General features: G+C 75.1%; 14 protein-coding genes. 3 read left to right on the top strand and 11 right to left on the bottom strand.

Features of this window, described 5'->3' with window-relative positions; all coding sequences use genetic code 11:
• Positions 1–40: 40 nt before the first annotated feature.
• The 6 genes from ABD385_RS34015 to ABD385_RS33990 form a co-directional block, all read right to left on the bottom strand.
• Positions 41–622 carry a hypothetical protein gene (locus tag ABD385_RS34015; protein WP_344583219.1) on the bottom strand — a complete coding sequence of 194 codons (582 nt, stop codon included), beginning with the start codon at positions 620–622 and terminating at the stop codon, positions 41–43.
• Positions 619–1,293, bottom strand: a complete 675-nt coding sequence (locus ABD385_RS34010; protein ID WP_344583217.1) for an RNA polymerase sigma factor — start codon at positions 1,291–1,293, stop codon at positions 619–621. The genes ABD385_RS34015 and ABD385_RS34010 overlap by 4 nt, the downstream gene beginning before the upstream one ends.
• A gap of 26 nt (positions 1,294–1,319) precedes the next feature.
• Positions 1,320–1,859 (bottom strand): LPXTG cell wall anchor domain-containing protein, encoded by a 540-nt coding sequence (locus tag ABD385_RS34005; protein WP_344583215.1) that lies wholly within the window; start codon positions 1,857–1,859, stop codon positions 1,320–1,322.
• 122 nt (positions 1,860–1,981) lie between these two features.
• Positions 1,982–3,211, bottom strand: a complete 1,230-nt coding sequence (locus ABD385_RS34000) for a GTP-binding protein (RefSeq protein WP_344583213.1) — start codon at positions 3,209–3,211, stop codon at positions 1,982–1,984.
• Positions 3,212–3,218: 7 nt separating this feature from the next.
• On the bottom strand, positions 3,219–3,389 hold the full coding sequence (gene rpmF, locus ABD385_RS33995) for a 50S ribosomal protein L32 (RefSeq protein ID WP_344583211.1): 171 nt from the start codon (positions 3,387–3,389) through the stop codon (positions 3,219–3,221).
• A gap of 217 nt (positions 3,390–3,606) precedes the next feature.
• Entirely contained in the window at positions 3,607–4,662 is a 1,056-nt protein-coding gene (locus tag ABD385_RS33990) for an NAD(P)-dependent alcohol dehydrogenase (RefSeq protein ID WP_344583210.1), read from the bottom strand.
• Positions 4,663–4,801: 139 nt separating this feature from the next.
• On the opposite strand from ABD385_RS33990, the gene ABD385_RS33985 reads away from it, so the two are divergent.
• Positions 4,802–5,647: a helix-turn-helix domain-containing protein gene (locus tag ABD385_RS33985; RefSeq protein ID WP_344583285.1), complete on the top strand. Its 846-nt coding sequence runs from the start codon at positions 4,802–4,804 to the stop codon at positions 5,645–5,647.
• Between the two features lie 126 nt (positions 5,648–5,773).
• Here ABD385_RS33985 and ABD385_RS33980 read toward each other — a convergent pair whose 3' ends face one another.
• Positions 5,774–5,968: a ferredoxin gene (locus ABD385_RS33980; RefSeq protein ID WP_344583209.1), complete on the bottom strand. Its 195-nt coding sequence runs from the start codon at positions 5,966–5,968 to the stop codon at positions 5,774–5,776.
• Between the two features lie 51 nt (positions 5,969–6,019).
• Positions 6,020–7,231, bottom strand: a complete 1,212-nt coding sequence (locus ABD385_RS33975; RefSeq protein WP_344583208.1) for a cytochrome P450 — start codon at positions 7,229–7,231, stop codon at positions 6,020–6,022.
• Positions 7,232–7,492: 261 nt separating this feature from the next.
• Between ABD385_RS33975 and ABD385_RS33970 the strand changes: the two genes are divergently transcribed.
• Positions 7,493–7,990 carry a MarR family winged helix-turn-helix transcriptional regulator gene (locus tag ABD385_RS33970; protein ID WP_344583207.1) on the top strand — a complete coding sequence of 166 codons (498 nt, stop codon included), beginning with the start codon at positions 7,493–7,495 and terminating at the stop codon, positions 7,988–7,990.
• A gap of 105 nt (positions 7,991–8,095) precedes the next feature.
• On the opposite strand, the gene ABD385_RS33965 is transcribed toward ABD385_RS33970, so the two are convergent.
• The 3 genes from ABD385_RS33965 to ABD385_RS33955 all read right to left on the bottom strand — a co-directional run bounded on the left by ABD385_RS33965 (position 8,096) and on the right by ABD385_RS33955 (position 10,707).
• Positions 8,096–9,259, bottom strand: coding sequence for an SPFH domain-containing protein (locus tag ABD385_RS33965; RefSeq protein ID WP_344583205.1), 1,164 nt, complete (start codon positions 9,257–9,259; stop codon positions 8,096–8,098).
• Positions 9,260–9,270: 11 nt separating this feature from the next.
• On the bottom strand, positions 9,271–9,522 hold the full coding sequence (locus ABD385_RS33960) for a hypothetical protein (RefSeq protein ID WP_344583203.1): 252 nt from the start codon (positions 9,520–9,522) through the stop codon (positions 9,271–9,273).
• Between the two features lie 144 nt (positions 9,523–9,666).
• Positions 9,667–10,707: a methyltransferase domain-containing protein gene (locus tag ABD385_RS33955; RefSeq protein ID WP_344583201.1), complete on the bottom strand. Its 1,041-nt coding sequence runs from the start codon at positions 10,705–10,707 to the stop codon at positions 9,667–9,669.
• Between ABD385_RS33955 and pdxR the strand changes: the two genes are divergently transcribed.
• Entirely contained in the window at positions 10,706–12,238 is a 1,533-nt protein-coding gene (pdxR, locus tag ABD385_RS33950) for a MocR-like pyridoxine biosynthesis transcription factor PdxR (protein WP_425585540.1), read from the top strand. The genes ABD385_RS33955 and pdxR overlap by 2 nt on opposite strands.
• Positions 12,239–12,646 lie beyond the last annotated feature (408 nt).

Raw genomic sequence — 12,646 nt, 5'->3', positions numbered from 1 at the left:
CGATTCTCGGGGAAGGGGGGCCGGGGCGGACAGGGGCCGGTCAGCGAACGCCGGGCGACGCCTTGCCCGTGGGCGGGGGTGGGGACGGGCTCGACGAGCCGGGCATGGGGCGGCCGCTGGGTGTGGCGTCGCCGGTGGCGCGGCCGGACGGCCGGTGGGTCGGGACGGGCGGGGCGATGCTGGGCGTGGGACGGCTGGCGGGGCTGCCCGGGGGGGTGCGGAGGGGGCCGCGGCCTGGTTCGGCGGAGCGGTCCGGGGAGGACGGGGACGGGGCGGGGCTCGGGGTGGCGCTGTGCGGGGACCGGGTGGCCGGGGTCGGCGGGGCGGCCGGCTGCGGCGGGGCCGGGGCGCGGTCGGAGGTGGTGGCGAGGTGCGCGGCGAGGGCGACCACGGCGGCGGTCGCCGCGGCGGCCAGCGGCAGCGCGAGGCGGCGTGGCCGGACGCGGGTGCGCAGGGCCGGCCAGGACGGGCGGCTGCGGCCGGGGTGCGGACCGGGGGGCGCCGCCGGGCGCAGGTCGTGGACGTCGACGGCGTCGGCGCGGGCCGCGAGGGCGCGGCGCAGCCGGTCCTCGACGGGGCGTTCGCCCGTGGCGTCCCAGGGGGCGGTGTCGCGGGTGCTCAAGACCGTTCCTCCAGGATCTTCTCCAGGGCGTCCAGGGCGCGGCTGGCCAGGGACTTCACCGCGCCGCGGCTGATGCCGAGGGTCGTGGCGATCTCCGCTTCGGTCAGGTCGCCCCAGTAGCGCAGGACCAGTACCTCGCGGCGGCGGGCGGTGAGGGCGCCGAGCGCGGCGAGGACCTCGCGGTGTTCCTCGTCGAGTACCACCCGCTCCTCGGCGGACGGCGCGTCGGTCTCGTGCGGCGGGGTGTACTCGCGGGCGGTGCGGCGGCGGCGCAGTACCGAGCGGGCGGCGTTGACCACCGCGGTCCGCAGGTAGGCGAGGGCGTTGTCGACCTCGCCGAGCTGTTCGCCGTGGCGCTTGTAGAGGGCGGCGAAGGCGTCCTGGACGACGTCCTCGGCGGTGGCGCGGTCGTCGACGAGGAGGACCGCCAGCCGGACCATCCTCAGCCGGTGGGCGTGGTAGAGCTCGGTGAGGGTGGGCCGGTGCGGCTCCGGGGCGTCGTCCCAGTGGTGGGCCGACTGCCGTGCGGCAGCGGGGAGTTGGTGGACGGAGGTGGAGTGGTGGGCCGGCGACTCGCGGCGGACGGCGCGCAGCAGGCGGCGCCAGGCGGCACGCCGGAGCCCCGGCAGGGCGAAACCTGCCGGGGCCGGGTGCGGTGCGTAGTGGGCCATGCGTTCCCTCGGGCGTACCCGGTCGGTCAGGCGCGGTTCCGGCGGACGACGTAGAGCGCGCCGCCGCCCACCGCGATCAGGGCGGCCGCGCCGGCGCCCAGGGCGAGGGTGGTCCCGGAGGAGGCACCGGTCTTGGCGAGCTGCTGGCCGTCACCGGCGTCCTTGCCGGGGGCCGGCTGGCTGCCGGGGCGGCTGGGGACCGGCGAGGGGGTGGCGGTCGCGCCGGGCGGCACCGGGGACGGGGTGGCGCGGTGGCCCGCGGGGTAGGTCGGTTCGGGGCTCGGGGCGCTGCTGTGGCCGGGGGGCTGGGAGGGTTCCGCGCTCGGGCGGCTGCCGTGGCCGGGCGGCTGGGTGGGGGCGGGCGACGGGCTGGCGCTGGCGGCCGGGCCCGAGGCGTGTGCGGAGGCGGCGTAGGCGGTGCCGGTCGTCGAGACGGCGGCGAGCGCCATGGCGGCCAGGAGGCCGGCACCGGCCGCACGGCGCGTGCGGGAGGGACGGGCGGTACGGGACGGGTTCACGGTCGGCTGCTCCAGTTCGTCGACGGTGGCGCCGGGGGGCGCCCTCACCCGAGACGACGTGCGGCCGGGGGCGGGGTTGCCGCCCGCGCCGAAAAACTTTTCGCGGGCCGGCTCCGCGTTCGTGACCGTATCCCGTGGCGGCCTGCGCCCCCTTCCCGGCCCGGGTGGTCCTAGCCGGTCGCCGCCGCCGTGCCCACCAGCCGGTCCGGGTCGGCGTGGTCGTGCGCGCAGGCGTCGGCCGGGCCGTGCACCGCCCAGGCCGGGAACGGGTCGTCGGCCGTGGCGGGGACGGGCTCGTCGGGGGCGAGGAGGCAGGCGGTCAGGGCGGCGTGCAGGGGTGCCGGGCGCAGGTCGGTGCCGATGAAGACGAGTTCCTGACCGGACGGGGCGAGCGGGGCGGCGGGGCTGTCGGCGGCGTCGGCGGCGTCCGTCCCGGCCGGTTCGAAGCGGGCGACCGCGCCCGCCTGGGACCACAGGCCGGTGACGCCGGGCCGGGTGGCGAGCCGGAAGAAGCCCTTGGAGCGGAGGACGTCGCCGTAGTCGCCGCCGTCCATCCCGGTGGTGACGAACTGCCAGAGGCGGCCCGGGTGGAAGGGGCGGTCGGCGCGGAAGACCGTGCTGGAGATGCCGTACTCCTCGGTCTCGGGGACGTGGTCGCCGTTGAGTTCGCGCACCCAGCCGGGCGCCTGCCCGGCGCGTTCGAGGTCGAAGCGGCCGGTGTCCAGGACCTCGGCCAGCGGGACCCGGCCGTGCCGGGCGGGGACGATCCGGGCGGCCGGGTTGAGGCGGGCGAGGGCGGCCCGGAGGCGGTCCGCGGTGGCCGGCTCGACCAGGTCGGTCTTGTTGAGGACGAGGACGTCGGCGAACTCGATCTGGTCCATCAGCAGGTCGCTGACGGTGCGCTCGTCGTCCTCGTACGGGGCCAGGCCGCGCTCCACCAGGGCGTCGCCGCCGGCGAGTTCGGGCAGGAAGGCGGCGGCGTCGACGACGGTGACCATGGTGTCCAGGCGTGCCAGGTCGCCCAGGGTGGTGCCGTCCTCGCGCGCGGCGGCGAAGGTCGCGGCGACCGGCATCGGCTCGGAGATGCCGCTGGACTCGATCAGCAGGTGGTCGAAGCGGCCGGCCCGGGCCAGCTGGTCGACCTCCGTCAGCAGGTCGTCGCGCAGGGTGCAGCAGATGCACCCGTTGGTCAGCTCGACCAGGCGTTCCTCGGTGCGGGAGAGCGCCGCGCCGCCGCCACGGACCAGGGCGGCGTCGATGTTGACCTCGCTCATGTCGTTGACGATGACGGCGACCCGTCGGCCCTCCCGGTTGGCCAGGACGTGGTTCAGAAGCGTGGTCTTGCCCGCGCCGAGGAAGCCGGAGAGCACGGTGACGGGCAGGCGGGGGCGGGTCGGCACGGCGCGGTCAGCCCTTCGGGTCGATCAGGCCGCGCCGGTACGCCGCGGCCAGCCGCTGCGGGACCTGGTACACGGCGCCGTCGACGGTGACCGGCACCAGCTGCGGGGTGCTGGCCTTCCACTGGGCGCGGCGGTGGCGGGTGTTGCTGCGGGAGAGCTTGCGCTTGGGCACGGCCATGGTGGTGGGCCTTCCGTCGATCGGGTGGGAGCCGGACGGGACGGAGGCTATATGGAAATGGCTACCGTTTTCAATTAGACTGCGGTGCGGTGCCGGGGGTCACGGCACGCACCACGCCCGGGGCAGCCTGTGGGGGCGGCCCCGGGCGCTCGCCCGCGCCGCGGCGCGGGGATGACGGGTCGTCAGCGCGGCCGGTCGGTGCGGCCGGCGCGACGGCTCAGATCGTCGACGTGTCGATCACGAAGCGGTAGCGGACGTCGCTGGCCAGCACCCGCTCGTACGCCTCGTTGATCCGGTCGGCGCTGATCACCTCGATCTCCGAGGTCAGGCCGTGCTCGGCGCAGAAGTCGAGCATCTCCTGGGTCTCGGCGATGCCGCCGATCAGCGAGCCGGCGATCGAGCGGCGGCCGCCGATCAGCGCGAACGGCGCGATGGGCAGCGGCTGCTCGGGGACGCCGAGCTGGACCAGGGTGCCGTTGGTGCGCAGCAGCCCGAGGTAGGCGCCCATGTCGAGGTTGGCCGAGACGGTGTTGACGATCAGGTCGAAGGTGCCGGCCAGCGCCTCGAAGGTGGCCGGGTCGCTGGTCGCGTAGTAGTGGTCGGCGCCGAGGCGCAGGCCGTCGTCCTTCTTGCGCAGCGACTGGCTCAGGACGGTGACCTCCGCGCCCATCGCGTGCGCGATCTTGACGCCCATGTGGCCGAGGCCGCCCAGGCCGACCACCGCGACCTTCTTGCCGGGGCCCGCCTGCCAGTGGGCGAGCGGGGAGTAGAGGGTGATGCCGGCGCACAGCAGCGGGGCCGCGGCGTCCAGCGGGAGCGCGTCGGGGATGCGCAGCGCGTAGTTCTCGTCGACGACGACGTGGGTGGCGTAGCCGCCGTAGGTGGCCTCGCCGTTGCGGTCGGTGTCGTTGTAGGTGTTGACGGTGCCGAGCTCGCCGGTGCAGTACTGCTCCAGACCGGCGCGGCAGTTGTCACAGGTGCGGCAGGAGTCGACGAAGCAGCCGACGCCGACCCGGTCGCCCACCTGGTAGCGGGTGACCTCGGGGCCGGTCGCGGAGACCACGCCGGCTATCTCGTGGCCGGGGACGATCGGGAAGTTGCCGCCGTCGCCCCACTCGGCGCGCACGGTGTGGATGTCGGAGTGGCAGATGCCGGCGAACTTGATGTCGATCAGGATGTCGTGGGCACCCAGTTCGCGGCGCGGGACGGTGGTCCGCTCCAGCGGTGCCTTCGGTGCGGGTGCGGCGTACGCGGCGACAGAGGTGTGGGTCATGCCACCGAGCATGCGTGGCTGCGACGGTGCTAACCAGTGCACTCTTGAACATATGCATGGTGTGCCTACTACTGACGGAACCCCCTTGGGGGGCGGGAAGCCCGCGGGGCCCGGCGGCCGGGCGGGGCGGCCGGTGCCCGTGGTCGTCGACCGGCGCACCGAGCTGAGCGACTTCCTGCGCTCGCGGCGGGCCCGGCTGCGGCCCGGGGACGTCGGGCTGCCCGAGCGCGGCGGGCGGCGCCGGGTGCCGGGGCTGCGCCGCGAGGAGCTGGCGCAGCTGGCCGGGGTGAGCGTGGCGTACTACACGCGGCTGGAGCAGGGCCACGGCCAGAACGTCTCGGACGCCGTGCTGGAAGCGCTCGGCACCGCCCTGCGGCTGACCCCGGCCGAGCGCGATCACCTCCGGCACCTGGTCCGCCCGGCCGCCCGCCGGGCCCGGCCGGTCGCCGGCCCGCAGCGGGTGGGGCCCGCGTGCCGGCAGCTGCTGGACGCGTTGGAGCTGGTCCCCGCGTTCGTGGTGGGCCGACGGCTGGACATCATCGGCTGGAACGGGCTCGGCCGCGCCGTGTTCGGCGACTTCCCGGCGCTGCCGCCCGAGCGGCGCAACCTGGCCTGGCAGGTCTTCCTGGACCCGGCCACCCGCGCGCTGTACGTGAACTGGCAGGACAAGGCGGAGGTGACGGTCTCGCTGCTCCGGCAGGAACTGGCGCGGATCCCGGACGACCCCGCGCTGACCGCGCGGATCACCGAACTGACCCTGCAGAGCGAGGAGTTCCGGCGGCTCTGGGCCCGGCACGACATCGAGGACAAGGGCTTCGGGACGAAGCAGCTGGACCACCCGGTGGTGGGCCCGCTGACCCTCACATACGGGACGCTGCGCGTGGCGGCCGAACCGGGGCAGACACTGGTGACCCACCACGCGGCGCCGGGCTCGTCGTCCGAGGCGGCGCTGCGGGCACTGGCGGCGCGCGCGACGGCGGGATGACGGCGGGATAGGGGCGGGACAGGGGCGGGCCCCACCGTCGGACGGGGCGGCGTCGTGGCGGGCGCGCCCCGGCCCCGCGGGGGGAAGGCGGGAACCGGGGCGCGGGCGTGCGGGGCGACCGGTCGCTCAGCCGGTCACCGTGATCGCGGCGGCGGGGCAGATGGTCGCCGCCTCGCGGACCGCGTCGTGCAGCGCGGCGGGCGGCTCGACGTCGAGGACGACCACGATGCCGTCCTCCTCCCGCTGGTCGAAGACGTCGGGCGCGGCGAGGACGCAACTGCCGGCGCCGCAGCACTTCTCCTGGTCGACGTGGATGCGCATGGTGCTCCCAAGTGGTGCGTGGTGGGCGGTGGGGGGAGGTGCCGGACGGGGCTACCAGGCGATCGGCAGGGAGTGCACCCCGTAGATCGCCATGTCGCCGCGGAACGGGATCTCCTCGTGGGGCACGGCCAGGCGCAGGTCCGGCAGGCGGCGGAGGAGGGTCTCCACGGCGATCTGGAGCTCCACCCTGGCCAGCGGCTGGCCCAGGCACTGGTGGACGCCGAAGCCGAAGGCGACGTGGCGGCGGGCGTCGCGGGCCACGTCGAGGGCGTCGCCGTCGGGGAAGACCTCGGCGTCCCGGTTGGCGGAGCTGATCATGCACAGGACGCCCTCGCCGGCGCGGATGGTGCGGTCGCCGATGACGACGTCCTCGGTGGCGATCCGGGGGACGCCGTTGTGGACGATCGTCAGGTAGCGCAGCAGCTCCTCGACGGCGCCCTTGACGAGTGCGGGTTCGGCGCGCAGCCGGGCGAGCTGCTCGGGGTTGCGGAGCAGCACGAGGGTGGAGAGTGCGGTCATGTTGGCGGTCGTCTCGTGGCCGGCGACCAGCAACAGGCGGCCCATGGTGGCGATCTGCGTGTCGTCGAGCTCGCCGCGGGCGACCAGCCGGCTGATGATGCCGTCGTCCGGCTGCTCCCGCTTGGTCCGGGCGAGCCGGGCGAGGTACTCCAGCAACTCGTCCTGGGCGCCCCGGACTTCCTCGGGCGTCGAGCGCAGGGTGAGCAGGACCCGGCTGCGCTCCTGGAAGAACGCGTGGTCCTCGTAGGGGACGCCGAGCAGCAGGCAGATCACCAGGGACGGCAGCGGCAGCGCGAAGTCGGTGACCAGGTCGGCGGAGGTGCGTCCGGTGGTCATCCGGTCGATCAGGTCGTCGGCGAGGCGCTGCACCTCGGGGCGCATCGCCTCGACCTTCTTGACGATGAAGTCGGCGGTGAGCATCCGGCGCAGCCGGGCGTGCTCCGGGTCGTCCATGCGCAGGAAGGTCGGGTTGGTGCCGATGATCTCGCGGCCGCCGGCGGTCAGGAAGGGGAAGCCGGTGCGGTGGGCGTCGGCGCTGAAGCGCGGGTCGCCGAGCACCGCGCGGACGTCCTGATGGCGCGTCACCAGCCAGCAGGAGGAGCCGTCCCAGAGGGTGGCTCGGGTGACCGGTTCGCTGCGGGCCGCTTCGGTGACGGCGGGCGCGGGGTCGAAGGGACAGCCGGGGGCGCGGCTGGCCGGGACGGTGAGGGCGTCGGGGGGAGCGGTGCGTTCTGCGGTCGTCATGCGGCCGGTCCTTCCGCGTGAGCTAATTACCTAACTTAGGTAATTAAGATGTCGTCACGCTAACTCAGGCCCGGCGGGGGAGGGAAGGGCAGATCGCGGCAGCACCGAGGTTGGCTCAAACCGCATGGTCGCGTGGCCGCAGGGCGGGTGCGCGACGGCCGGCGGGGCGATGCGCCGACGGGTCCGACGGGGCGGGCGCGGTGGCCGGATCCTGGTCCGGACCGCGCCGGTTGCGCGGACCGGTCCGGTTACAGTTCCCCCATGTCGGACCCCGCGTCCCCCGAGGACTCCACCGCCGCACTGCAAAGAGTGCTGGCCACGCTGTCCTACCTGCTCACCCGCTCGCGGGCGCACGAGCGCCAGGCGAGTCAGGCGGGCATCACGGCCGGCCGTTCCGACCTGCACCTGCTGATGGCGCTGGAGGACAGCGGAGGCGTCAGCCGGGTCGGCGACCTGGCGGTGCAGCTGATGGTCGAGCCGCCGCACGTCACCCGGCAGATCAGCCAGTTGGAGGCGCAGGACCTGGTCGAACGCACGCCGGACGCGCAGGACCGGCGGGCCCGGCGGGTCGCGATCACGCCGCACGGCAAGGCCGTCCTGACGAGCTTCCGGGCCGCCCGACTGGCCGAATTGCGCCTGGCGTTGAGCGATTTCGACGACGCCGACCTGGACGTCACCAAGGCGGTCCTGCTCCGCCTCGTGGACTACGTCCGCGACAAGCACCTGGAGGAGCCGCGGACGCGGGGGCGCGGGGCCTGAAACGGCGCGGCGCCCCGGGGGCGGGCCGTGCGGCGGCCCGCCGGGGGCGAGGGCACGACGCCGCCGGTGACCGGTGACCGGCGACGCTGCCCGACTCCTCGACTTCTACTCGATCTCGACGCGGCCGCCGTGCGCACCGCCGTTGCCGTTGGCGGAGCCGGACGCGCCGCCCGCGGTGTCGGACGCGGACTGGGTGCCGAGGTTGCGGCGCACCGAGTCGAGGATGGTCAGGCCCTGGCCGACCAGGCCGGCGGCGATCTCGCCGAGGCCGTCGGTGCCGTTGAGGACGTTGACGTTGGCGTTGGACAGGCCCGCGGACGCCTCCTTGACGATCTGCGGGAGCTGGTCGATCAGCATCCGGTCCAGGGCCACCCGGTCGTGCGAGGCGGCGGCCTCGGCCTGGATCTTCATCCGCTCGGCCTCGGCCGTGGACAGCAGCTTGATGCGCTCGGCCTCCGCTTCGGCGGGCTTGACGACCTCGGCGACCAGTTCCTGCTGGCGCAGCTGCGCGCGGCGTTCGGCCAGCTCGGTCTGGGCGGCCAGCACCTCCTGCTGGGCGTGCGCCTGGGCGAGCGGGCCGGCCTGGGCGGCGCGGGCCTGCGCGCGGTCCACCTCGGCGGAGTACTCGGCCTGGACCACCGCGGTCTGCCGGTTGTACTCGGCCTGGTTGCGCACCGCCTCCTGCTGGGCCTCGACCGCCGCCTGGGTGGCCTGCGCCTGGGCGATCTGGGCCTGGCGCTGGATGGCCGCCTTGTGCGGGGCGGACATCGCCTCGATGTAGCCGGTGTCGCCGTCGTCGATCGACTGGATCTGCAACGAGTCGACGATCAGGCCGATCTTGGCCATTTCGGTCTTGGAGGTCTCCAGGACCTCGGTGGCCAGCTTCTGCCGCTCGGTGACGATCTCCTCGACCGTCATCGAGCCGATGATGGAACGCAGGTGACCGGCGAAGACCCGGCCGGTCAGGATCGACATCTGGTCCTGGTCCGACAGGAAGCGCTGGCCGGCGTTGACGATGCTCTCGGTGTCGTTGCCGACCTTGAACGCGATCACGGCGCGCACCGTGAGGGCGATGCCCTGCCGGGTCACGCACTTCTCGGCGACCTCGGACTCGCACATCGCCAGGGTCAGGAAGCGCACCTTGCGGAACACCGGCAGCACGAACTTGCCGTGGCCCGTCACCACCCGGAAGGGCGCACCGCCCTGTCCCCGCCTGCCACCGGAGATCAGCATCGCTTGATCGGGGGAAGGAACGCGGTAACCGAACATCACTCGTCTCCTCAACCAGCGTCGCCGGTCGCACCGGCCGACGCGTCCAACGGATCAGACCACTCCATGACGTCGACCTGGCGATTGCCTCGGGAGTCGATCACGAGCACGGTCACCCCCTTGGGCAGGGGTTCGGCGGACCAGGCGAGGAAGGCTTCCGAGCCACCCCGGATCCGCACCAGAACCTCACCGGGTCCGGCAGTGCCGCGGGTGCCGATCAGCAGCACTCCGGTACAGCCGATCACCGCTTCATCCTGGGCCATCGACCGCTGCCCTCCCCCGTTTCGTTCTTGGAATCCGACGATAGCGCTCCGGCCCGCGCCGGCCTATGGCGGGAGGGCGGCGAGTTGGTGCGCCGTTGAGGCGACGTGTCAGGGCCGCGCGGGGGCGGGCCGATCGGAGCGGTGTCACGCCGTCCGCGGGCCGGCCGGCCGACGACCGGACGCGGCAGCGGCTGCCGGGGGCGCGGGGGCGGCGACCGGGGCGGCCTCGTCCGCCGGACGGGCGGCCGGCGCGACGGCCACGGCCTTGAAGAACGTGTAGTGGAAGGTGCCGCCGGGTTCCGCGGCGCGGCGCAGGTCGGCCAGGCCGCGGTCCCAGTCGGCGGGCGAGGTCAGCCCGGCGGCGAGAGCCTCGTCCCGTACGGACTCGACCATGGCGATGAAGGTCCGGCGGGTGAAGCCCCGGACGAGGCCGGGCCGGCTCGCGTCGGCGTACACGGTGCGGGGCCGCACACCGACCTCCGTGAAGCCGGCGGCGCCGAGCAGGGGCTGCAACTGCCGCCCCAGCAGGGCGTTTCCGCCGGCCGCCGCCTGGAGCCGGACCTGGTGGCCGATCACCCGGCGGGCGGTCGGGCTGTCCGGATGGAAGACGACCGAGCCGTGGTCGCCCTCGATGGCGGTGACCGTCCCGCCCGGCCGCAGGACGCGGCGCACGGCCGTCAGGGCGCGGACGGGGTCGGGGAGGTGCTCCAGGACGAAGCAGAGGAACAGGTGGTCGAAGGAGCCGTCGGGGAAGGGGAGGTCATGCAGGTCGGCGTGGTGCCAGCGCACCCGTTCCGTGGCGTGCGGGGCGTGGGCCGCCAGGTGGGCGCGGGCCTGGGCGAGGGACGACGCGGACCGGTCAACGGCGGTGATCAGGGCGCCCGGGCTGCCGTTCACCAGGTGGACGGTCTGCGCGCCGACGCCGCAACCGACCTCCAGGACCCGGCTCCCGGCGGGGTAGGCGGTGCCGGCGTGCAGCAGCCGGGAGAGGGTGTCGGCCTGGTCGCCGAGGCGGCGGGCCTCGCCGTCGGAGTAGCCGTGCACGTAGGCGGGGGTGCCGGGGGCTGAGCCATCGGGTGCGGCGGCAGCGCATGCGGGTGCGGGGAAGGGGAGTTGGCCAGGGACCGGCCCTTGGGGACGGGCGCGGTCGGGGGCGGGGCCGGCGGCCCGGATCGGCGTGTTCATGGGATCACGGTCGCGGGAGAATGGTCCGGTGGACAGGTCCAAAGACGGGGCACCCGAGGGGTCCGTAATCGCCGGCGTCGCCACCGGGTCCGACTTCCTCCAGCTGCGGATCGGGGCGGCACCCGCCGGCGGCCGGGCGGAGTGGCTCGCCGGTGAACTGCGGCGGGCCATCGCGGACGGCCGGCTGCCGGTCGGGAGCAGACTCCCCGCGACCCGGGTGCTCGCCGCCGACCTGCGGGTTTCACGCGGCCTGGTCACCGAGGCGTACCAACGGCTGCGCGAGGACGGTCAGGTGGCCGGGCGGGGGCGCGGTGGCACGGTGGTGGTCGCTGCCCCGATGGTGGCCGCCGCCGGACCGTCCCCCGCCCCGGCCCCTGACCCGCCGTCCGCACCCTTCGCCGCCCCGCCCGCCCGCGACGTCTTCGACGCCCTGCGCGCGGCGCCCGCCCGGATCGACCTCACGCCCGGCGTCCCCGACCTGGCCTCCTTCCCGCGCGCCGCCTGGCGCCGCGCCGAACGCGCGGTGCTGACCGGGCTCCCGGCGGCGGCCCTCGGCTACGGCGACCCGCGTGGCACCCCCGAGCTGCGGCGGGCCGTCGTCCACTGGCTGGCCCGCAACCGCGGCATCCGGGCCGACCCCGCCGACGTCCTGGTCGTCGCCGGTACGACCCAGGCGTTGGCCCTGCTCACCCAGGTGCTGCGCCGCGACGGCAGCACGGACATCGCCGTCGAGGACCCCGGTTCGCTCGGCGTCCGGCAGCACCTCCAGTACTGGGGCGCGGCCACCCCGCCGGTCCCGGTGGACGCGGACGGCCTGCGCGTCGACGCGCTGCGGGCGAGCGGTGCCCGGGCCGTGCTGCTCACCCCGGCCCACCAGTTCCCGACCGGCGTGGTGCTCGGCGGCGCCCGCCGTCGCGAGCTGCTGCGCTGGGCCACCGCGTGCGACGGGCTGGTCATCGAGGACGACTACGACGCCGAGCACCGCTACGACCGCCCGCCGGTCCCCGCGCTGCACTCCCTCCTGCCCGACCAGGTCTGTTACGTCGGCAGCGTCTCCAAGCTGCTGGCCCCCGCGCTCCGGGTGGGCTGGCTGCTCGCGCCGCCCCGCCACCGGGAGGCGCTGGTGGACGCCAAACGGTTCGCCGACCTCGGCAACGCGGCGCTGCCGCAGCTCGTCCTGGCCCACCTGATGGCGTCCGGTGAACTGGAGCGCCTGATCCGCCAGTTGCGGCGGCGCCACCGGGCCCGCCGGGACGCCGTGGTCGCCGCGGTCCGCAGCCACCTCCCGACCGCCACTGTGCACGGCGCGGCGGCCGGCCTCCACCTGACGATCACCTTCCCGTCCACCGCCCCGCCGGACGCCGCGCTGGCCGCCGCCGCCCTGGCCCGCGGCGTCAAGGTCCATCCCCTCTCCTGGCACGGCCAACGCCCCTACGGACGCCCCGGCCTGGTGCTCGGCTACGCGGCCCGCGCCCCCGGGGAGCTGACGGAGGGCGTCGCCGTCCTGGGGGAGGTGCTCCGTGGTGGCTAGTGGGGGACGAGGGCTCGACGGGCGCGTCATGGGGTGGGGCCTCGGCGGGCTCGCGCCCGTCTTAGTGGGGCGTTAGTGGGGCGGCAGCCTGGCGATAGCGGCCCCGACCAGAGTGGTGGTCGTACCGAGGAGAGAACGACTTCGACTTCCCTGGGGGGACCCGAAATGACTGCCAGCACCTCTACCCGTTCCGCTCGTCGTCGCACCCTGCGCATCGCGGCTGCGGCCCTGACCGCGGCCGCCGCGTTCTCCCTGACCGCCTGCTCGGGTTCGGATGCGGGCGGTTCCAAGGCGGGGGGTCAGTCGGGTGCGGGTGTGGCCGCGGAGGCCAGTGGTGCGGGGTCGGCCGATGCCAGTGGGGCGGACTCCTCCGCCGGGGCGCCGGGCACCGCGGCCCAGCCGGACAAC

The organism is Streptomyces lunalinharesii (genome assembly GCF_039532155.1).
GTDB lineage: Bacteria > Actinomycetota > Actinomycetes > Streptomycetales > Streptomycetaceae > Streptomyces > Streptomyces lunalinharesii.
Note: the sequence above shows the minus strand (reverse complement) of the source record. Positions and strands in the feature narration are given on the sequence as shown.